The sequence below is a fragment of the Catenuloplanes atrovinosus genome (genome assembly GCF_031458235.1).
GTDB lineage: Bacteria > Actinomycetota > Actinomycetes > Mycobacteriales > Micromonosporaceae > Catenuloplanes > Catenuloplanes atrovinosus.
Map to the genome: position 1 here is coordinate 3,765,481 of NZ_JAVDYB010000001.1, position 19,446 is coordinate 3,784,926.

Sequence of the window (19,446 nt, forward strand, 5' to 3'; positions counted from 1 at the left end):
CATCGACCCCAAACGCGCGGTGGCGCGCCCGTTCGCCAACACCGTCTCGTCGATTCCTCCCTCGCCGAGAGTTCCGCGACAGGCGGCATGACCGGGATCCGTCCCGGCTGATCCTCCAGCACCGTTCCCCGTCGGGTCCGCACACCCGTACTTGGTCGCCGCCCGCGGCGCCGGGTGTGGCGGGCGCTACTTCCACCGCATAGATTGGTCGCTGTCTGTACGGCGGGGAGGGCGGCTTGGCGGGCAACGGCGAACCGGTGGCGGTCGCGCGCATCCGCACCTCTGCCGGTCACCTCGTCGGCACCGGTTTCCTGGTCGCTTCGGACCTGGTGCTGACCTGTACCCACGTCGTTCGTGCCGCGCTGGCGGCTGACTTCACCGCGGAGCCGCCGGCCGACACCGTGGAACTCGAGTTTCCGATGCCGCACGGGACCTTCCGCGCGCAGGGACACGTGGCCGCCTGGACGTCGGAGGAATCGGGCAGCCGCGGCGACACCGCCCTGCTGCGCCTGACCACCGCCCCGCCGCCGGAGCTGCCGGTCGCCCGTCTCGGCTCGACGGGGACGGCCCGCGACGAGCCGGTCCGGATCTACGGTCACGCGCTGCAGCGCGCCCACGGTCCGGGGGACGTGATCGTCGGCACGGCGGTCAGTGGGCGGGTCGGGCTGCTGCAGATCAACACCGAGGGCGGGCTGCAGGTCGAGCCGGGTTACAGCGGGTCACCGGTCTACCAGGCGTCCACCGGCCTGGTCGTGGGCATGGTCGTTCAGCGGATCACCGGCCGGTCCACCTGCAACGCCGTGCCGGTCGAGGCCGTTCTGGAGAACTTCCCCGAGCTGGCCGAGCCGGCACCGCGGGCCACGTCGCCGTACCGCGGGCTGGAACCGTTCGACGCACAGCACGCGGCCTGGTTCAAGGGGCGGGAGGCGCTCACCGAACGCCTTACCACCGCGATCACCAACCGGCCACTGCTGATTCTCGTGGGCTCGTCCGGCAGCGGCAAGTCCTCCGTGATCCGGGCCGGGCTGATCCCGGCCCTGCGGGCGCGGGGCGTCGAGGCCTTCACGGAACGGTTGTTGCTCCGCGACGCCGTGGAGAACGTGGTGGCCCGCCTGGTCCTGCGTGCGATCAAGCCGGACGCCGTGGCCGAGGAGGAACCCCGGATGGCCGAGCGCCTGCGCACCGATGCCATGAGCACCGTGTTCGGCTTGGCCGGGGCGCTCGACGAGCGGGCCGGCGACGGCGGTCTGCTGTTCTTCGTCGACCAGCTCGAGGAGGCGCCGCCGGAGGCGGTCGACACCGCGCTGCTGCTCCTCGACGCCCTGGTGCGAACCGCTCGGCGGCATCCGGACGGGACCGTGCGGGTCGCCGCGGCGGTCACCTTGCGTGCCGGGTTCCTCGAGAAGGTGGTCCGTGACGAGAGCAGCGGCGTGGTCGACCGGGCCGCGCTCGACGTCGTCTGGCCGATGCGGCGCGAGGAGTTGCGGGCCGCGGTACGAGCGGGCGGTGTGCGGTTCGAGAGCGGGCTGGACGAGGTGATCCTGGCCGACGCGGGCAGCGAGCCCGGGAAGCTGCCACTGATCGAGTTCACCCTGGAGCTGTTGTGGCAGCGCCGTCGCCGGCACGACGAACTGACGCTCGCCGCGTACGAGAGGCTGGGCGGGGTCTCGGGTGCGCTCGCCACCTACGCCGACCAGGTTCTCGACCAGCATCCGAAGGCCGGTCGCGAACGCATCCGTGCCGTGCTGACCGCGATGGCCAGACCGTCGGACGACGGCACCGGCTTCCGACGCCGGCCGCTCGAACTTCCCGATCACGGGTCACCGGACCGGGCCGTCATCGAGTTGCTGGCCGCCCGGCGACTGGTCGTGGTGACCGTGCCGCAGGACCGGCCCGCCTACGCCGAGCCGGCGCACCAGGCGCTGCTGGATGGCTGGCCCACCTTGCGCGGGTGGCTCGACGAGGACCGGGAGTTCCTGGCCTGGCACGATCAGGTGCGCGCCGACCGCCGGCGCTGGGTCGTGGCCGGCCGCGACCCGGACGCGCTGCTGCGCGGTACGGCCCTGGGCGAGGCGCTCCGCTGGACGGCCGAGCGAGGCGGTGAACTCGGCGAGGCGGACCGCGCCTTCGTGGCCGAGAGCGGCGCCCGGGCGAGGCGTCGGCGGAATCTTCTGCGTGCCGTGGTCGCGGCCGTCTCGGTGCTGGCACTGGTCGCCGGCGTGTCCGCGGTGGTGGCCCTGCTTCAGAACGCGGAGCTGAGCGAGCGGGCGCGCGCCGCCGCGTCGCGCCAGTTCGCCTCGCATTCGCTGCGCTTCCGCGACACCGACCCGGCGAAGGCCCTACAGTTCGCGCAGGCGGCCTGGCGGGCCGACGAAACCCCGGAGGCGTACGGGGCGCTGCTGACCCAGTATGCGAGGCTCGACCCCGTCGACCGGGTGTTCCCGTACCTCTGGGAGGGAACCGCCGAGCAGATTCAGGCCAGCGACGACGGCCGGGTAGTGACCGTGACCGGCGGCGAGACCCCGGTCGTCTGGACCGGCCTGACCGGCGGGGCCCCGCAGCGGGTGCGGCTGGACGGGGTCGAAGCCGTCACACAGCTTCAGGTCGATCCGTCCGGCCGCTATGTGGCCGGTGCCGCCGACGACGGCACGGTCCTGGTGTGGGACCTCACGCGACCGCAGGCACCCCGCACGCTGGCGACCGCGTCCACCGCCGGCCAGGTGAGCCGGCTGATGGTCGAGCACATCGCGTTCAGTGACGACGGGACCCGGCTGGCGGTGTCCCGGACGGTCAACATTGCGGGCGGTGGTGTCCCCCCGGACGCGAAGCCGGACGTGCGGATCTGGGACCTGACCGCCGGCGTCCCGGTCCCCTCGGCCGTGCCGCTCAGCAACGACTTCTTTCGCGCCTACCTCGGATCGCAGCCGGGGACCGTGGTGTTCCAGGAGGCCCAGGGCGTGGTCCTGTACGACCTCGCCTCCGGCCGGGCCCGCGCGTCCTATCGCGAGAGGAGTGCCCTGGTGGCCGACAACGGCGCGGCGGTGGCGGACTGCGAGAACGGGCAACTGCGGGTCCGGGACTCGGCGACCGGCAAGCTCCGCCGGAACACCGCGGTGGCCTGCGGCCTCATATCCGTCGACAGCACCACGAACGCGATCGTCAGCGACGGCAACGTGGTGGATCTGAGCACCGGTGTCGCCCACCGTACCTCTCTGCCGCCCGTCGTCGAAGGACTCACCGGGGGCCCACAGCCCGGGGTGAGTGTGGTGACCGCACCGGACGGCGGCCTGCTCGCCCTGGGCGTACGCGGTGAGGCGCTCTACCGGACGCGCCCGGCTCGGTTGCCTGACGGCGCGCTGCGGGAGGCCGACGACGTCGTCTGGCAAGCGCGGTGGATGGTGACACCGGACGGCAGGTACGCGATGACCGCCCGCACCTCGGGTGAGATCGAGCTGTCCGACGCGGCGACCGGCCGATTGATATCCCGCATCCGTACGTCGGAGAAGCAGGGATCCGGGTCCTGGGCTCCGCCGTTCGCCTTCACGCCGGACAGCCGTCACCTGATCGGCATCGGGGCCGACGCCCTGTCCGTCTACGCGCTGCCGACACTGACGCTCGAACGGCGTATCCCGCTTCCGTTACCCGGCCAGGAATCGACGGCTCCCGGAGCCGGGGACGCGTCCAATGCCAGCTTCGCCGTGACGGGAGAGGATCGCGTCGTGGTGCTCCACCAGGGCGTACTCTCCTGGTTGACGATCAGCACGGGGCAGCCGGCCGGTCCGCCGCTCCCCCTTGCCGAAAGCGGCGTTTACGCGGGCTATCAGGCCGTGTTCGCGGGGATCGCCGCCGTGCGGCCCGGCCATCCGCACGAGATCGCCGTCAACCGCGCGGTGGGAGTGCTGGAGATCTGGAGTCTCGATCAGCGCGAGGTCGTGCGGACGCTCGACGTCGGCCCGGGAGCCGGTCCGGGGGCCGTCGTCTTCGACGCGAACGGCGAACAGGTGGCGGTGGCGACGAGTTCCGGTCTGCTGGAGGTCTGGGACGTCGATGACGAGAGCCTGCTGCGACCGGTGCCCGCGCCGACACACAGCGAACCTCTCGGGTTCACACCGGAGGGTTACCTGATCGTCGAGGAAAGCACCGGGTCCGACAACAGTACGCAGGTCTGGGACGTCGATGCGGGGGTGACTCTCGCGGAGATACCGGTCGGCGGTCCGTACGGTTCATGGCGATTGGACGGTGCCGTTCTGATCAGGCGGGTCTACGAGGTCGATCAGGCCATTCCGCTCGATCCCGGCCGCTGGGCCCAGCGGCTGTGCGAGCTCAACGACCGGCCCTTCACCGAAGGGGAGCGAGAGATCTTGCGCCGCGACGGGTTGTCCACCGACGCTCCGTGCCGATGATCGGTTGACCGTGCCAATAGGCTCGGCCACATGACACAGGTCTTGGTTATGCCCCTGGACGACGGCGGGTCCGTGCTCGTGGAGGTCCCCGACGAGCCCGGCAGCCTGGCGAACGCCGGCCGCGCCACCGAGGCGATCACGAACGCCACGGAGACCCTCCAGCAGGCCCTGGCCCGGGTCCGCCCGGCGGCCGCGGCGATCCGCGACAGCATCCGGGAGATGGTCGATCCACCTGAGCGAATCGGTGTCGAGTTCGGAGTGAGGGTCACCGCCGAGGCCGGGGTGGTCATCGCCAAGGCCAAGAGCGAGGCCAATTTCACCGTACGGCTGGAGTGGGGAAAGCCGCCGGGAGCATAGGCGACAGCTCAAGACGCGTGCGGCGTCACACGCGCCGCGGATTTCCCCGCCGACGATCCGGTTGAAGGACGCGTCCCGCGCGGCGGCGAGCCATAACCCTCATCGGTACGGGCCGAGGCTCGCCGTCGTTCGGGGCGGCCTGATCGCCGCGATCGACGAGTACGCGAACCCGGCCGCCCGGACCAACCTGGGCCTCTGCATCCGCAGCGCGGATTTGGAGTCGTGGGACGCCTCGACCATCGTGATCAGTGCCTCCCACGTCGCGGTGTGGTTGGCTGGACACTACGTGGAGACAGACATGAATGTCTGTCCGGATGTGGGGTGGCCATGTGCGGGATTGTCGGCTGGGTGGACTTCGCCCGGGACCTGACGGCGGAGCATGCGACCATCCGCGCGATGACCGCCACGATGGCGCTGCGCGGCCCCGATGACGAGGGCGTCTGGCTCGACGAGAGCGTCGCGCTCGGACATCGGCGGCTCGCGGTCATCGACATCCCCGGCGGGACCCAGCCGATGACCGTCCGGCGCGACGGCACCGTGACCGCCGTACTCACCTACAGCGGCGAGGTCTACAACTTCCGGGAACTACGCACCGAACTACGCGGCCACGGCCACCCGTTCCGCACCGACAGCGACACCGAGGTACTCCTGCGCGCCTATCTACAGTGGGGCGACCGATTCGTCGAACGGCTACGCGGCATCTTCGCCTTCGGCCTGTGGGACCACGCGCACCAACGCCTGATCCTGGGCCGCGACCGGATCGGCGTCAAACCGCTGTACTACCGGCCCACCCCACACGGGCTCCTCTTCGCCTCCGAACCGAAAGCAATCCTGGCCCACCCCACCGTCACCGCCGAGGTCGACCCGGACGGACTGCGTGAACTGCTGACACACTTCACCTCCCCCGGCCGAACCCCCTACCGCGACATGTACGACGTACGGCCAGGACAACTGATAATCACGGACCGAACCGGCGTGCGCCACCAGCGCTACTGGTCGCTGCACACCGACGAGCACCCCGACGACCTGCCCACCACCGTACGCACCGTACGGCAACTCCTGGAGGAGGCGGTCACCGAGCAACTGATCGCCGACGTGCCACTGTGCACACTGCTCTCCGGCGGCCTGGACTCCTCGACACTCACCGCCATCGCCGCCGGCTCACCGACGACCGGCTCACGCATCCGCACCTATGCCATCGACTTCGCCGGGCAGACCGAGAACTTCCGGCCCGACGCGGTACGGGACGCACCCGACACCCCGTTCGTGCACGACGTGGTGGCGCATCTGGGCGGTCATCGGGTCGAGCACCGGGACATCGTGCTGGACACCGCGATGATGATGGATCCGCTGCACCGTACCGGTGTCCTGCTCGCCAATGACCTGCCCACCCCGATGGGCGACATGTACCAGTCGCTGTACCTGCTGTTCCGGGCGGTGCGCGAACATTCGACGGTGGCCCTGTCCGGCGAGGTCGCCGATGAGGTGTTCGGCGGCTACTGGTGGTTCCATGACCGGTCGGCGATCGCCAACGACACGTTCCCGTGGCTGTTTCCCCGCCACCCGGCGGCCGGCGGAGGGAACCCGATCGTCGAGTTGCTCGACCCCGGCCTGGCCGCCCTGCTGGACCTGCCCGGATATCAGGCCGATCGGTACCGCGACGCGCTCGCCGAGGTCGACCACCTGCCCGGCGAGGACCCGTGGGAGCGGCGGATGCGCGAGGTGAGCTACCTGGCCCAGATCTGGTGGGTGCCGTTCCTGCTCGCCCGCAAGGACCGGATGAGCATGGCGCACGGCCTCGAGGTCCGGGTGCCGTTCGCCGACCATCGGCTGCTGGAGTACGTCTACCGCGTACCGTGGTCGATGAAGTTCTTCGACGGGCAGGAGAAGAGCCTGCTCCGTGCGGCCGTCGCGGACCTGTTGCCGGATTCGGTGCTCCAGCGGCGAAAGAGTCCCTATCCGTCCACTCAGGACGTGCGGTACGAGCGGATGCTGCGGGCACGTGCCGGCGAGATCCTCGCCGATCCGGCGGCGCCGAGCGCCGGGCTGCTCAACGTGCCGGCGTTGACGGAGCTGTTCCGGTCGCCGCTGGAGAGCAGCGGGTTCGGCCCACGGCGGCGCTCCGCCGAGCTGGTGGTCGGGCTCGACGACTGGCTGCGCCGCTATCCGGTGCGGTTGCGGCTGTCCTGATCGGTGCGCCGTCTCACGCCCGGTGGGCGGAGATGTCCCGGGCCCATGGCAGCATCAGCCGTTCCAGGCCGGCGACCAGATAGAACAGGCCCGCGCTGAGCAGGGCGAGCAACACCAGGCTCACGAACGCCAGCGGGGTCTCGAACTGCGCGGACGCCTTGACGATGACGCTACCGAGCCCGGAGTTCGGGTTGTTGGTCTCGGCCACGACGGCACCGATCACCGCGAGCGGCACGGAGAGTTTGAGCCCCACGAAGATCTGCGGCAGTGCCCACGGCACCCGTACCTTGACGTACGCCTGCCAGCGGGAGGCGGCCAGCGACTCGGTGAGCTCGCCCAACTCGGCCGGGGTCGAGGCGAGGCCGGACATGGTCGTCACCAGCATCGGGAAGAAGCAGATGAGGACGACCAGCACGACCTTCGGCTCGATGTCGAATCCGAGCCACACGACCAGCAGCGGGGCCAGCCCCACCTTCGGCACGGCGTTGAGCGCCACGAGCACCGGCATGACCGCACGCTCGACGCCACGGAACGCGGCCAGCAGCAGGGCGACGGCGAATCCGCCGCCCATGGCGATGCCGAAGCCGATCAGCGTCACCTTCACGGTCTCCAGCGAACGCTCCAGGAGGTACTGCCCGCGCCCCGGCTCCCGCAGCGACTCGACGAGGTCGGGTGGCCCGGGCAGGAACAGCGGGCTGACCTCGAACAACGCGGTGAACAGCCACCACAGTCCGACCGCCACGGCGATCCCGAGCAGCGGCAGCCCGAGCGCCGGCGGGCGCCACCGCACCCGGCCGCCGGCCGGTTCAGCGTTCACCTGTCGCTCGTGGGAAGGAACCGGGCGTCGGCGACGTCGGCGGGGCTCAGCCCGGGAGGGATCAGGCCGAGCTCCTGCAACAGGGCGATGTTGCGCGCCATCCGCGCCTCGTCGAAGGTGCCCACCGCAACGCCGGCCGCCGGCAGGCTGTTCGGCTTGAGGATCGCCAGCTCCTGTGCCGCCTGGCCGGCATCGACCGTGTTGTCGATCCCGCGCAGCACCTCGCCGATCTCCTCCGGGTTGTCGACGGCGTACCTGACCCCGCGCATGATCGCCTGGTTGAAGCGCCGGACCAGGTCCGGGCTCCGGTCGATGACGTTCTGGTGCGTCATGATCGTCATGCCGTACAGGTCGGCGATGAAGTCGCTGTAAGGGAACATCATCACGGTACGGCCGCCGGCCAGCTTCTCCAGGCCGGGCTTCGTCGGCAGCTGGGTGGCCAGCGCCGCTACCCGGTTGCTCACCAGCAGATTCCCGCTGTTCTGCGTGGTCGCGTCGACCCACGTGATGCTCTTCTCGTCGATGCCGGCCAACCGGGCGAACGCCGGAAACAGTGCTCTCGGCGCCGCACCCACCACCGCGCCCAACGTCTTGCCCCGCAGGTCGCGTGGTGCGGTGAAACCCATGTCCGCGAAGGCGGCCACCGCGTTGAGGGTGCGCTGGTGCACCACACCGATGATCCGTAGCGAGCGGTCCTCCGGCTTCGCGGCCTTGCCGGCCCGGATGATCGCCCCGGCGGCGTCGATCGAGGCGAACTGGGCCTGCCCGGCGAGCAGCTGATTGTGGTTGTAGTCGCCGGCCTGGCCGTACTGGACGTTGACCTCGATCCCGGCCTCGGCGAAGTACTCCTTGTGCACCGCGGCGTGGATGTACGCGTCCCGGCCGAGATTGCCGAACGACGTGAGGTATGTGACCCGGTCGAGCGTGCCGCCGCCCGTCCGGCCGTCGCGGGAACAGGCGGCGAGTGCCGCGCCCGCGGCCGAAGCGGTCGTCACGGCCATGAACGTCCTGCGCGAGAGCGTCATCGCACTTCCATCCGTGTCAGGTGACGTGCGGGGCCGGTGCGTCGGCGGTACGCCCGCGTCGACAGCACCGTCCGGACGCCAGCGGACGAGGAGTGACGATCACCTGGGAACCGAGCGAAGGGCGCTCGACGAATCCGACCAAGACCGCTTCCCCCGGTGCGCTGGTCCGGCGGCCCGACGCTACAACGTCCATCGACGTCCGACGACATCGAAGCTGGTCTTTCACGGGTGGTGAGAGATGTCGGTCCGGCGACACGACACCTGCCCGGCGGCGTGCATGATGCCGATTCGCCGACCGGTCCGACTCCGACGACCCACCCGGGCGCCCCGTGCGGCTGATTGCGGGGCGGTTAGCGAGATCGTCCAGACGCGGCACGGTACGAGTGGTCGCACCGGTCACGTCCGCCGCGGTCCGCCCCCTTTCCGCAACAACCGGTTCCAACGCCGGCAGAACGAGCTTGAGAGCTCAACGCTCACGCGCTCGCGCGCGTGGGCTTGAGCGTGATGCCGTCGATCGCGGCGTCGGCGATGCGGTTCAGCGTCTCGGTGTCGACCCCCGCCTTGAGCAGTGCTTCGAGTCCGCGGTGGGTGGCGAGAATGAGCCCGCCGAGCGCCCCGGAGTCGGCGGCCGGGTCAACCTGCCCGGCACGCTGAGCCTGCTCGACGAGCAGACGGCAGCTCTCATGCAGCGTCTCGTACGCCGCGAGCGATCGGGCAGCGATGCGCTCGTCCTCCCACGCCAGTTCGGCGGTGGTCTTGGCCAGCAGGCAGCCACGCCGGTCGGGGCAACCCTCCGGCGCCGTCAGCCAGGCGCGGAGGCGGTCGAGCGCCTGATCCTCTGGACCGTCGACCCGGGCCGCGGCGCTTCGGTCGGAGTTCTCGCAGTACTCCTCGAAGATGCGCCGGAACAGCGAGTCCTTGTCGCCGAAAGCGCTGTAGAGGCTGCCTTTGCTGAGCCCCGTCACGCGGGAGAGATCCTCGACCGAGGTGCCGTGGTAGCCGGTTTCGTTGAACTGCCGGCGCACAGCGACCAGCACGTCGTGCTCATCGAACTTTCGTGGACGCCCCATATCTGCACGATACTCCGTTCTGAACGCCGGTTCAAAATAGTTCTGGACATCCGTTCCAGAATCTGCTTATTCTGAACGCATGTTCAAAACTCTTGTTCCTGCAGACATCACCGAGTTCGCCGGCAAGCGCGCGATCGTCACCGGCGGCTCTCGCGGCATCGGTGCGGCCATCGTGCAGCGGCTGCTCGACGGCGGTGCGAGCGTCGTCACCACGGCACGCAACGCCACCGACGAGACGCCGAAGGGCGCCACCTTCATTCAGGGCGACATCAGCACGCTCGCCGGCGTTCAGGCGTTCGCCGCGGCCGCGCTGCGCGAACTCGGCGGTGTCGACATCGTGGTGAACAACGCGGCCGCGGCCCGGACCCACCTCGGCGGCATCGCGTCCATCCCCGACGAGGAATGGCTCGACGCGCTCGACCTCAACTACCTGTCCGCCGTACGAGTCAACAACGCGCTGCTGCCGGCACTGCGCGAGGCCGGGGCGGGCGGCGTGATCGTCAACATCTCGTCCGGGTCGGCGATCCTGCCGGGCCCGCCGCTGGCGCACTACGGTGCCGCGAAGGCGGCGCTCAACACCTACGGCAAGGCGCTCGCCGCCGAGCTCGCGCCGGCCGGAATCCGGGTCACCACGATCATGCCCGGCAACGTGCTCACCCCCGGAGCCGACGTGATCCGCCAGAACTTCGCCGACGCGATGGGCGTCGAGCTCGCCGCGATCACCGCGGGCATCCCGCTCGGCCGCCCCGGTGACCCGCGTGACATCGCGGAGGCCGTCGCCTTCCTCGCCTCCGACCGAGCCCAGTGGATCACCGGCACCAGCCTGAACGTCGACGGCGGCGAACTTCCCGCCATCTAGCTCCAGACCCGGTCGGCCGCGCGGGCCCAGCCTTTTTCGCCGGGCCCGCCCGGCCGACCGGGGTCGTCCCCGACTTCCGCGCCGCGAGGCCGGTCGTCGCGACCGGCGGCCTTCTCGCGCACAGCCCCATACCAACGACTGGCAGGACGATCACATGACCGGCGATCCGGCGACAGCATCGAAGGACAGCGGCGCTGCGACAAGCGCCCACGGCAACCGTGCGCTGTGGCGCGAGCGGCTCGGCCGGGTCGGCGTGTGGAGCATGCAGCTGCGCACCGCTCCCGCCCAGGCCATCGAACACGCCGCGCATGATCTGGACGACGCCGGGTTCCGCGCACTGTGGATTCCCGGGCTGGACGGCGGTCCGGTGTTCGCCGACGCGCAACGCCTACTGACGGCCACCGGGCAGGCGTCCGTCGTCATCGGCGTACAGAGCATCTGGAAGCAGGAGTCCGCCGAGCTGGCCGCACACGCCGCCACGGTCGAGTCGCGTTTCCCCGGCCGGCTGCTCACCGGGCTGGGCGTGAGCGCCGCCGAAGTAGCCCGTGCCCTCGGCAAACCGTTCAGCACGGCCGTCCAGGAGATGGACAACTACCTGCAAGGCCTCGACGACGCGCCGACGCCGCTTGCCCAGCAGCGCCGGCTGCTGGGCTCGCTCGGACCCGCAATGGCCCGGCTCGCCGGAGCCCGGACCGCAGGACTACACCCGTTCCTCGTGCCGGCCGAGGCCGCCGCCGGCTACCGCGAGAATCTCGGCAACGACGCCCTGCTCGCCCCGCACCTGGCCGTCGTCCTGGACACCGACCCGAGCCGGGCCCGCGAGATCGCCCGGGGTGGCATCGGCTTCTTCCTCGGCCTGCACACCTACCAGGGCAACCTGCGCCGGCTCGGATTCTCCGACGCCGACTTCGTGCCCGGCGGCAGCGACCGCCTGATCGACGCCCTGGTCGCCTGGGGCGACCTCGACGCCGTCCACGCCCGGATCCAGCAGCACCTGGACGCCGGCGCCGACCACGTCGCGCTGCACGTCATCACCCCCGGACAGCAGATCCCCAGCCGGCAGTGGGCCGAACTCGCCACCCTCCTACCGCACCTCACCTGACCCCGATGCCCGACCACGGCCACTCCCCCGCTGTTCTCCGCCTCCCGGACGGCACCACGCATTGATGACAGCGACACCGACGAGTGGGTGATCCATCTTCATGGGGAGCAGCCCGGACCCGTTGTGACCAGCGCCTAGATGCCTAGAGCGGTCAGGTGAGCGCGGATCTGGTCGGCTCCTGGCAGGCCGAGGTCGATGTGGATGGCGAAGGCATGCCGGTAGTGCCGGCGGGCAAGGGCCCGGTTACCTCGGGCTCGATGAGCGTGACCGAGGCCGGTGTGGGCGCGGGCCTGTTGGACCCGGGCGCCGGTCTCGACAGCGAGGGTGTGGGCCGCGGTGTGGTGGCGGAATGCGATGTCCGGCCGGCCCGCGGCCTGAGCTGCCTCACCGAGTCCGTTGTACGTGAACACCCGGCCCTCCCGGTGGCCGATCTGCTCGTACAGGGCTCCAGCCGCCTGGTGGCGCTTCGTAGCTTCGGTGGGCTGCCCGAGGCGGAGGAAGAGCATGCCGAGGCTGTCCAGCGTGCTGGCTTCGGCCAGGAGGTTGCCGGTCTCTCGGGACAGGCGCAGGGCCTCGTCGAGGTAGCCGGTGGACAGACCGTACCGTCCCTGCTGCAGTTCGAGGTCGCCAAGGCAGATCAACGGATATGCCTCGCCGATGCGGTTTCCGGCCCGGCGGTACAACCGGTGGGCGGCTTTCAGGTGTGCGATCGCCGACGGGTACCGGCCGCGCAATCTGTCGATCACGCCCAGGTTGGTACAGGCACGGGCCTGGCCGTCGAGATCATTATTCCGCCGGTACAGGCGCAGTGCCTGCCGCAGCTGGTCGGTCGCCTGCTCGAGCCGGCCCAATTGGCCGAGCACGCCGCCGAGGCCGAGGCGCGCATGAGCTTTCGCGGTCGGATCATCCGTCTGGAGAGCACAGCCATGGATGGCCAACGCGTCGGTGAGGTATCCCCCGTCGAGATAGCCGAACAGGATGCGAGAGAGTCGCGCCGTGTGGGCCGGCCAGCCGTGCGCGGCGGCGTGCGCGGCGACGGCGATCAGAGTAGGCCGTTCGCTGTCCAACCAGCCCCGGGCAAGCTCCCGGCCGGTGAGACAGGGAACGTGTGTGCTGGCCTGGCCGATGTGAGGCCGCAGGTGGGCGTCGAAAGGGTGCAGACTGTTCACGGCGGCCGCGGTCGCGGTGAGGTAATAGTCGAAGAGGCGGGTCAGCGCGGCGCGGCGGGCGGCCGGACGGTCTTCGTCGGTGGCTTGCGTGGTGGCGTAGGCGCGAACGAGGTCGTGGAAGGAGTACCGTCCCGGTACGGCCTGCTGCAGCAGATGATCGCGGTGAAGTCGGTCGAGATCGGCCCGAACGGTGGTCGGATCGGTGCCGACGATGGCCGCGGCGGCGTAGGCGTCGAAGTCCTGGCCCGGGTGCAGGGCGAGCAGCCGGAGTGTCCGTCGCTGGTCGGCGGGCAGGTGCTGGTAGGACAGGTGGAGGGCGACCTCGACGCCGGCATCCAGGCGCCGCTGGTGATGGCGTTCGTCGAGCCGGTCGGCGTGGTCGGTCAACGTCCAGCCCGGTGTGCCGCTGATGTGCCCGGTAGTCAGGCTCAGGGCCAGGGGGAGATAGTCGCACCGCCGGGCGATCCGCGCGGCAGCGTGCGGATCGGGGCCCATAGGTGCGTCGGGGACGGCCCGGGTGAGAAACGCCAGCGCCTCATCGGGGGTGAACACGTCCACCGGCAGGTGGACCGCGGAACGCAGGCCGGTGAGGCGGCGCCGGCTGGTGATCAGGGTGAGACACCCCGGGAGGGTCGCGAGCAGCGGGCGGACCTGCTCGGTGGAGGCGGCGTTGTCCAGCACAACCAGGGCCCGGATACCGGCGAGGTGGTCACGGTAGGCGGCGGTGCGCCCGGCGAGGTCGTGCGGAATCCGCTGGCCGGGCATCCCGAGCAGGCGCAGGAATCCGTCCAGGACCGCAGCCGGGTCCGCCGGCGGCTGCGCGGGGTCGGGATCGAAGCCGCGCACGTTGACGAAGAGCACCCGCTCGAACGGCTGCTGCCGGTGGAGCAGGTGTCCGGCACGCACCGCGAGCTCGGTCTTGCCGACCCCGGCCATGCCCTCGATCGCGACGACCGCCACCGCATGCTCGTCCTGTCCCGCGTGACGGATCCGGTCGAGTTCATCGGTGCGGCCGGTGAACCAGGTCGGTTCCGGCGGGAGGCGGTCCCGCACACGGACCTGGGACACCGCCTCGATCTCCCCGTCCACCACACGTAGGGCCTGCCGCCACGCCGTCACGTACCCGGTATCGGGATGCAGCGCATGGACCACCGCCACCACCAGGTCGGCGTCCATCCGCCGCCGGCCCGGCCGGAAGCAGTACGCGACGGTGGACCTGGACACCAGCTCACGGGCCGGCCGGCCCGCCGCGGTCCAGGCCGCGTTCACCCGGCCTTTGATCGTCTCGTAGGACGGATTACCGGCCCAGGCCTTCAGCCGGCGCAGCTGTTCGACGAGATCATCAAGGCTGGCGGCCCCCGAGGGGTTGGGCAGCATCGCGAACTCCTGCGCCGACGTGGTCACGGGGTCACCCGGCACGGCATCGCCCCCATCAGCCGGATCCGATGTCCGTGTCGATGTTAGCGCTCGCGGCGCTGGCGGCAGGTCACACGGGACGGTCGCCGTGATCGTCCGGATCGCCGGCGGCCGGCCCGCGGTCGGCATCCGAATTCGTCCGAAGTTCGCTGTCGCCCGGGGATCGACGTCCAACACTGAGCGGGCCGTCCACCGGTGAACGACCCGCGGATCATCCGACGAAGGGACGTGCCACATGCGAATCGCTCCGCGGCCGATTCCCTCACCACGTCGGCGGCGGCCGCCACGCTGCTCATCGGCGGCGCGACCGGTGCCGACGTCTCGCAGCCGACCGGGAGCCCGCAGCACGGCGTACAAGCCGTGGGCGCAAGGCCCCCACGGCTGCTGGTGCGGATGACGCCGGGTCGCCAGCCTCGGACAGCGGTGGGCCGGAACGCCGGCCCGATGTCCATGTCGATCGGTACAAGACGGAGGGATGCTTCATGTCGAAGAACAAACGCCGGGTCGCCGGAACGCTCACTCTGATGACCATGCTCGCGCTGTGGGCCGCGTTGCTCCCGGGTGGTGCCGCACAAGCGGGCGTGGCGGGGACCGCCGTCGCTCACGCCCGGGCCGAGGCGGAGGTCGGCTGCACCAGCTTCAGCAACATGTTCCAGCGCTCGCCGGCCTACTACCTGCACATACCGACGGTCGGTTGGGACTCCGGGGACGTCGACTGCGTCCTGGCCCGGGGCATGAACAACGTCGGCGTGCTGGCCCTGCAGGAAAGCCTGAACAGATGCTACGGGCAAGGGCTCGCTACGGACGGGCAATTCGGCGCCAACACGGAGCGAGCCGTGCGCAATGCCCAGAACATCATCAATTCGCAGTACAACGCGGGGATCGCGGTGGACGGACGATACGGCCCCCAGACCGCCTTCTGGTTCCACCACCAGATCTACGACCACAACAACGGCGGCTACCACACCGGTGCGTGTTCGCGCTGGGGGTGGTAGAGCCGCGACCGTAGCGCAGGCGCCGCTTATACAGCCGCGCAGCTGGCGCCGTCTATGACGTCTATTCGATCGTTGAAAGATGGAGACGAAATCTCATGCTGAAAAGCGAACACCGAATCGCGCGGGCGTTCGGCCTGCCGGCCGGCCGCGCCGGCACCTTCCGCGTCAGTTCCAGGCCCGGGTGGCGCCGATCCTCAATGCGGATCAGGACGCTGTTCGTCGCCGTCGTCGCCCTGACCGCGGTCACCGCGGTCGCTCCGCAGGCGGCGTCCGCCGCGGACGTACCGATGAAACTCATCAACGCCTACAACGACCGTACGCACTGCCTCAACTTTGACGACAACGTCGTATACCTCGACGAGTGCAGCACTTCCGGAACGACGCGGTGGCTGTTCGTCCCGAATCCGGACAGCATCGTGAACAACTATCGGCTGATCGCGTACGGTCACGGGGTCAACAACTACTGCCTCACGCAGCCGGACAAGTTCAACGCTCACGTCATGGTCAGCTGGTGCAGCGGCGCGCAAACCCAGTCATGGACCATCTCCTACAACGGCCCGGGCAACAGGATCACCAACGACAACAGCGGGAAATGCCTCGACGCGTCGTGGGACAGTGCAGGCACCATAACCGCCTGGACCTGCTACAACCCGCTCACCCTCAATCAACAGTGGTTCAACGCATAAGCTGAGCTCCGACCTCGGCCGGCGGTGCACTACCGCCGGCCGACCTCGGCCGCGAGAACCGGTCTCCGCGACCCCCAGCGGCTGCCCGCCGGTCCGAGCCACACGACCCCCTCGGCGGTACGACTCCGCCCCGGTCAGAGCCCTCGGACCAGCCCCCCGGACGGGGGAAGCTCCCACCCCGGCATCGTGTCGCCGAGCTGGTGGTGCCGGAAGAACTCGGTGACCGCGGCGCGCTCTTCGGCGTCGGGTTCGGTGTTCGTGCACTCGGGCTGAGGGAGAGCCATCACCTTCGTGCAGTCCTCGCGTTGGAGGTCGCCCAGGGACAGCATGTGACCCAGCTCGTGCACCAGGACGCGGACGGCACCGTACCGCCTGGCGTCGGTCACGTCGATGTAGATCAGACCCATGCCGAGGCCGACCGGGTCCACGCGCGACTGGTGGCCGTCCGGGGTCTCGATCTCCTCAACGCTGAGCGTGGCAGGCGTCGACTGCTCGACGAACCGGATCGACGGTACGGCACGATTCCAGATGGCGATGGCCTCACGGCCCGCGTCCACGCTGCTGCCGGCGGCCAGGAAGTCGATCGGCACCGTCACCGGGGGCGGCCCGGCCGGGTCCGCGTGCGAGGGCGGCGCACCGGCGATTCCGGCGACGAGCAGGCCCGCGGCCGCAACGGCCACCGCCAGCGTCGCCACCCGCCCGCGCCAACTGGTGTACGCCGACCGGCCCGTGCCCGGCGGGAGCAGATCGTCTGTCATGCGGAACTCCTGATGGTCACGCCCGGCGCGCGCCGGGGCACTGCTGCTTGGCTCGTTACGATATCCGTCCTATATGGAAGGCCGATATGGATTGCCGGGTACATCCGATACGTGGCTGTCCGCGGCGGCCGGGCGAAACCACCGCGGACAGCCGCCGCTGCTACACGGGTTGGGTGACTCCGCCGTGGCGCTGCTCGCCCGGCTCTAACCGGAGTCGGGCCAGGCCCCGCAACGGCTGACATGAGGGCTCATACGTCGACGTCGCGGTCCGCAGCCGGCGACCGGATGTGGCTGCCGCACCACCGTGATCGGGCGGGCGGTCCTCGTCCCGCACCAGGTCGACAACAACCGCGGCCCAGGATGAACAGGGCTCATTGTGTGTCCGGCCGGAACAGGCGCGGGGCGAAATCGATGAGGTTCTTCTGCCATGCGTCCCAGCCGTGCGGGCCCTCGGTGACCCCGGCGAACTCGTACCGGATGCCCAGGCGGTCGAACGCGGCCATCGTGGCCATCGTGAAGGGGTACACGAAGTCGGTCGCGTTGCCGACGTACACCCGGAGCAGTTTCGTGCCGTTGTTGATGGCCTCGGCGTCATAGCCGGTGGGGTCGACGCCGCCGCCGGGCGTGCCGATCGCCGAGGAGAACGTGCCGATGTAGGCGAACTCGCCGGGGTGCGTCTTGAGGACGTCGTACGTCTGGAATCCGCCCATCGACAGACCGGCGAGCGCCTGTCCCGCCGGATCCTCGGCGATGTGGTATTCGGCGCGGGCCGCCGGGAGGATGTTCTCCCGCAGCTCCTTGGTGAAGTCGGGAACGTTGCCGTTGCCCATCACGACCACCATCGGGACGATGTCGCCGTCACGGAACTCGTTGTCGAGAATCTGTTTGGCGCGGCCCATCTCGACCCAGTCGGTGTAGCTCTGGCCACCGCCGTGCTGCAGATAGAGCACCGGGTACGGGGCCGGCCGGTGCGGATCGTAGCCCGGTGGCGTCCACACGTAGGCCGAGCGTTGCTCTCCGGCCACGGTGCTGTGATAGGTGAGCGTCTCGACCGTGCCGCCCTGGCCGGGCGGGACGTCGGTGAGCAGGCGCGCCCGCTCACCGGGGACCAGGAACGTGCTCCACGTCGGCTCCGTGGTGATCCTCGTCGGGTTCGAGGTGTCCTTCTTCGAGACGCCGTCCACGATGAACTTGTAGTAGTAGAACCACGGCTTGAGGGGTCCCACGGTTCCCCGCCACCGGTCACCGACGCGGGTCAGCGGAACATTGACCCAGCTGCCGCCGGGCGCCCAGTTGCCCCAGAGCGTGACCTGCTGCGCGCCGGCGAACTCGGTGCCGGTCTCGACCGTGACGAAGGTGTCGCCGTTGGCGAGGGTGGTGAGCCACGGAGTCGGGGTCGTCCCGGGCGCCGGCGGCGTGAACTCGTGCCGCAGGGGCAGGTGGCCGCGGCTCGGGCCGTGGTCCGGCGCGGAACGGAACAGCCTGGGCACGAAATCGGCCAGATTCTCCTGCCAAGCCGTCCAGTTGTGACCGGCGTCGGGGTTGACCCCGTCGAATTGATGCCTGACGCCGACCCGGTCCAGCCTGCGCAGCAACCGGTAGGTGGGGTTGTACGCGGCGTCGGTCACGTTGCCGGTGTACAGCCGCAGCAACCGGGTGCCCGCGTTGACCGATCGGGCGTCGGCGTGGAGGCCGCCCTCGGGGTAGCCGCCGGCGAACGACCCGACGTACGCGAATTCGCCCGGGCGGGTCAACGCGATGCGAAGGGCCTGCGCGCCACCGGACGACGCGCCGGCGAGTGCCTGGCGCTCCGGGTCGCGGGCAACGTTGTACCTGGCGTGCACGGCGCGCATGAGGTGCTTCAGCTCGGTCCGGAAGTCGGCGGTGTCGCTGCCGCCCATCACGACGACCATCGGCTCCATCCGGCCCTCGACCGAGAGGTTGTCCAAGATCTGCCGGGCGCGTCCGAGCTCGGCCCAGTCGGCGTGGCCGCCACCCGCACCGTGCTGCAGGTACAGCACCGGGTACGGCCGGGTACGGCGCGCGTCGTACCGCGGCGGGGTCCAGACGTTCGCCGCCCGGCCCCGGTAGGTGACCGTCGTGATCGCGCCGCCCTGGCCCGCCGGCACGTCGGTGAGGAGCCGCGCCGAGTCACCCGGGATGAACAGGGTACGCCAGCTCGGATCCGAGGTGACCGTCGCGTCGTTCGTGGAATCCGCGAAGATCCTCGTGCCGTCACCCTTGAGCCGGTAGTGGTACAACCCGGCCGGCAGCGGCCCGATCACCGACGTCCAGGCATCGCCGGAGCGGCTCAGGCCGAGTTCCGACACGTTCGAGGACGGGCCGAAGTTCGCCTCGACGACGACCGACGACACGGTGCCGACGGCGTCCTGAACGTCGGCGGCCGGAACGCGGAACGACACGAAACCTCCGGACACGGTGACCCACGGCGCCGCCGCGGCGGCCACCGGTTGCGCCCCGGCCAACCCGGCCGCGCCGCAGATGACAGCGGTGACGAGGACCGCGACGAACCGCTGACGTACGGCAGACCGCAGCGATCGCAGCGATCGCCGTGATCGCCGCCGGAGACGGGAAGTGG

At 70.2% G+C, this 19,446-nt stretch carries 13 protein-coding genes; 7 read left to right on the forward strand and 6 right to left on the reverse strand.

Going from position 1 to position 19,446, the window contains the following annotated elements:
* Positions 1–236: 236 nt before the first annotated feature.
* The 3 genes from J2S41_RS16960 to asnB all read left to right on the forward strand — a co-directional run bounded on the left by J2S41_RS16960 (position 237) and on the right by asnB (position 6,950).
* Positions 237–4,403, forward strand: a complete 4,167-nt coding sequence (locus J2S41_RS16960) for an nSTAND1 domain-containing NTPase (RefSeq protein WP_310368839.1) — start codon at positions 237–239, stop codon at positions 4,401–4,403.
* Positions 4,404–4,433: 30 nt separating this feature from the next.
* The gene (locus J2S41_RS16965; protein ID WP_310368840.1) at positions 4,434–4,760 is read left to right on the forward strand and encodes a CU044_2847 family protein; all 327 of its coding nucleotides are present in this window, start codon (positions 4,434–4,436) and stop codon (positions 4,758–4,760) included.
* A gap of 327 nt (positions 4,761–5,087) precedes the next feature.
* Complete coding sequence (asnB, locus tag J2S41_RS16970) at positions 5,088–6,950, forward strand: asparagine synthase (glutamine-hydrolyzing) (protein WP_310368841.1); 1,863 nt, start codon at positions 5,088–5,090, stop codon at positions 6,948–6,950.
* A 13-nt stretch (positions 6,951–6,963) separates the two neighbouring features.
* Here the strand turns inward: asnB and J2S41_RS16975 are convergent, their stop codons facing one another.
* From J2S41_RS16975 to J2S41_RS16985, 3 genes are all read right to left on the reverse strand, one after another.
* A complete protein-coding gene (locus J2S41_RS16975; protein WP_310368842.1) occupies positions 6,964–7,767 on the reverse strand; it encodes an ABC transporter permease in 804 nt (267 codons plus the stop codon).
* Positions 7,764–8,792 (reverse strand): ABC transporter substrate-binding protein, encoded by a 1,029-nt coding sequence (locus tag J2S41_RS16980; protein ID WP_310368843.1) that lies wholly within the window; start codon positions 8,790–8,792, stop codon positions 7,764–7,766. Before J2S41_RS16980 ends, J2S41_RS16975 begins: the two co-directional genes overlap by 4 nt.
* Before the next feature lie 473 nt (positions 8,793–9,265).
* Complete coding sequence (locus J2S41_RS16985; RefSeq protein WP_310368844.1) at positions 9,266–9,862, reverse strand: TetR/AcrR family transcriptional regulator; 597 nt, start codon at positions 9,860–9,862, stop codon at positions 9,266–9,268.
* Between the two features lie 79 nt (positions 9,863–9,941).
* Between J2S41_RS16985 and J2S41_RS16990 the strand changes: the two genes are divergently transcribed.
* The gene (locus J2S41_RS16990) at positions 9,942–10,721 is read left to right on the forward strand and encodes an SDR family oxidoreductase (protein WP_310368845.1); all 780 of its coding nucleotides are present in this window, start codon (positions 9,942–9,944) and stop codon (positions 10,719–10,721) included.
* A 154-nt stretch (positions 10,722–10,875) separates the two neighbouring features.
* Entirely contained in the window at positions 10,876–11,823 is a 948-nt protein-coding gene (locus tag J2S41_RS16995) for a TIGR03620 family F420-dependent LLM class oxidoreductase (RefSeq protein WP_310368846.1), read from the forward strand.
* Positions 11,824–11,957: 134 nt separating this feature from the next.
* Here the strand turns inward: J2S41_RS16995 and J2S41_RS17000 are convergent, their stop codons facing one another.
* Positions 11,958–14,396 (reverse strand): tetratricopeptide repeat protein, encoded by a 2,439-nt coding sequence (locus J2S41_RS17000; protein ID WP_310368847.1) that lies wholly within the window; start codon positions 14,394–14,396, stop codon positions 11,958–11,960.
* A gap of 494 nt (positions 14,397–14,890) precedes the next feature.
* Between J2S41_RS17000 and J2S41_RS17005 the strand changes: the two genes are divergently transcribed.
* Both J2S41_RS17005 and J2S41_RS17010 read left to right on the forward strand, forming a co-directional pair.
* Entirely contained in the window at positions 14,891–15,403 is a 513-nt protein-coding gene (locus J2S41_RS17005) for a peptidoglycan-binding domain-containing protein (protein WP_310368848.1), read from the forward strand.
* A gap of 95 nt (positions 15,404–15,498) precedes the next feature.
* Complete coding sequence (locus J2S41_RS17010; protein WP_310368849.1) at positions 15,499–16,089, forward strand: RICIN domain-containing protein; 591 nt, start codon at positions 15,499–15,501, stop codon at positions 16,087–16,089.
* 134 nt (positions 16,090–16,223) lie between these two features.
* Here the strand turns inward: J2S41_RS17010 and J2S41_RS17015 are convergent, their stop codons facing one another.
* Both J2S41_RS17015 and J2S41_RS17020 read right to left on the reverse strand, forming a co-directional pair.
* Complete coding sequence (locus tag J2S41_RS17015) at positions 16,224–16,847, reverse strand: snapalysin family zinc-dependent metalloprotease (protein WP_310368850.1); 624 nt, start codon at positions 16,845–16,847, stop codon at positions 16,224–16,226.
* A 371-nt stretch (positions 16,848–17,218) separates the two neighbouring features.
* The gene (locus tag J2S41_RS17020) at positions 17,219–19,270 is read right to left on the reverse strand and encodes an alpha/beta hydrolase (RefSeq protein WP_310368851.1); all 2,052 of its coding nucleotides are present in this window, start codon (positions 19,268–19,270) and stop codon (positions 17,219–17,221) included.
* Positions 19,271–19,446: the final 176 nt, after the last annotated feature.

Coding starts and splice junctions, on each gene's coding strand:
- J2S41_RS16985 (WP_310368844.1), bottom strand. CDS start 9,862: ATGGGGCGTCCACGAAAGTTCGATGAGCACGACGTGCTGGTCGCTGTG.
- J2S41_RS16995 (WP_310368846.1), top strand. CDS start 10,876: ATGACCGGCGATCCGGCGACAGCATCGAAGGACAGCGGCGCTGCGACA.
- asnB (WP_310368841.1), top strand. CDS start 5,088: ATGTGCGGGATTGTCGGCTGGGTGGACTTCGCCCGGGACCTGACGGCG.
- J2S41_RS17010 (WP_310368849.1), top strand. CDS start 15,499: ATGCTGAAAAGCGAACACCGAATCGCGCGGGCGTTCGGCCTGCCGGCC.
- J2S41_RS16990 (WP_310368845.1), top strand. CDS start 9,942: ATGTTCAAAACTCTTGTTCCTGCAGACATCACCGAGTTCGCCGGCAAG.
- J2S41_RS17005 (WP_310368848.1), top strand. CDS start 14,891: ATGTCGAAGAACAAACGCCGGGTCGCCGGAACGCTCACTCTGATGACC.
- J2S41_RS16980 (WP_310368843.1), bottom strand. CDS start 8,792: ATGACGCTCTCGCGCAGGACGTTCATGGCCGTGACGACCGCTTCGGCC.
- J2S41_RS16965 (WP_310368840.1), top strand. CDS start 4,434: ATGACACAGGTCTTGGTTATGCCCCTGGACGACGGCGGGTCCGTGCTC.
- J2S41_RS17015 (WP_310368850.1), bottom strand. CDS start 16,847: ATGACAGACGATCTGCTCCCGCCGGGCACGGGCCGGTCGGCGTACACC.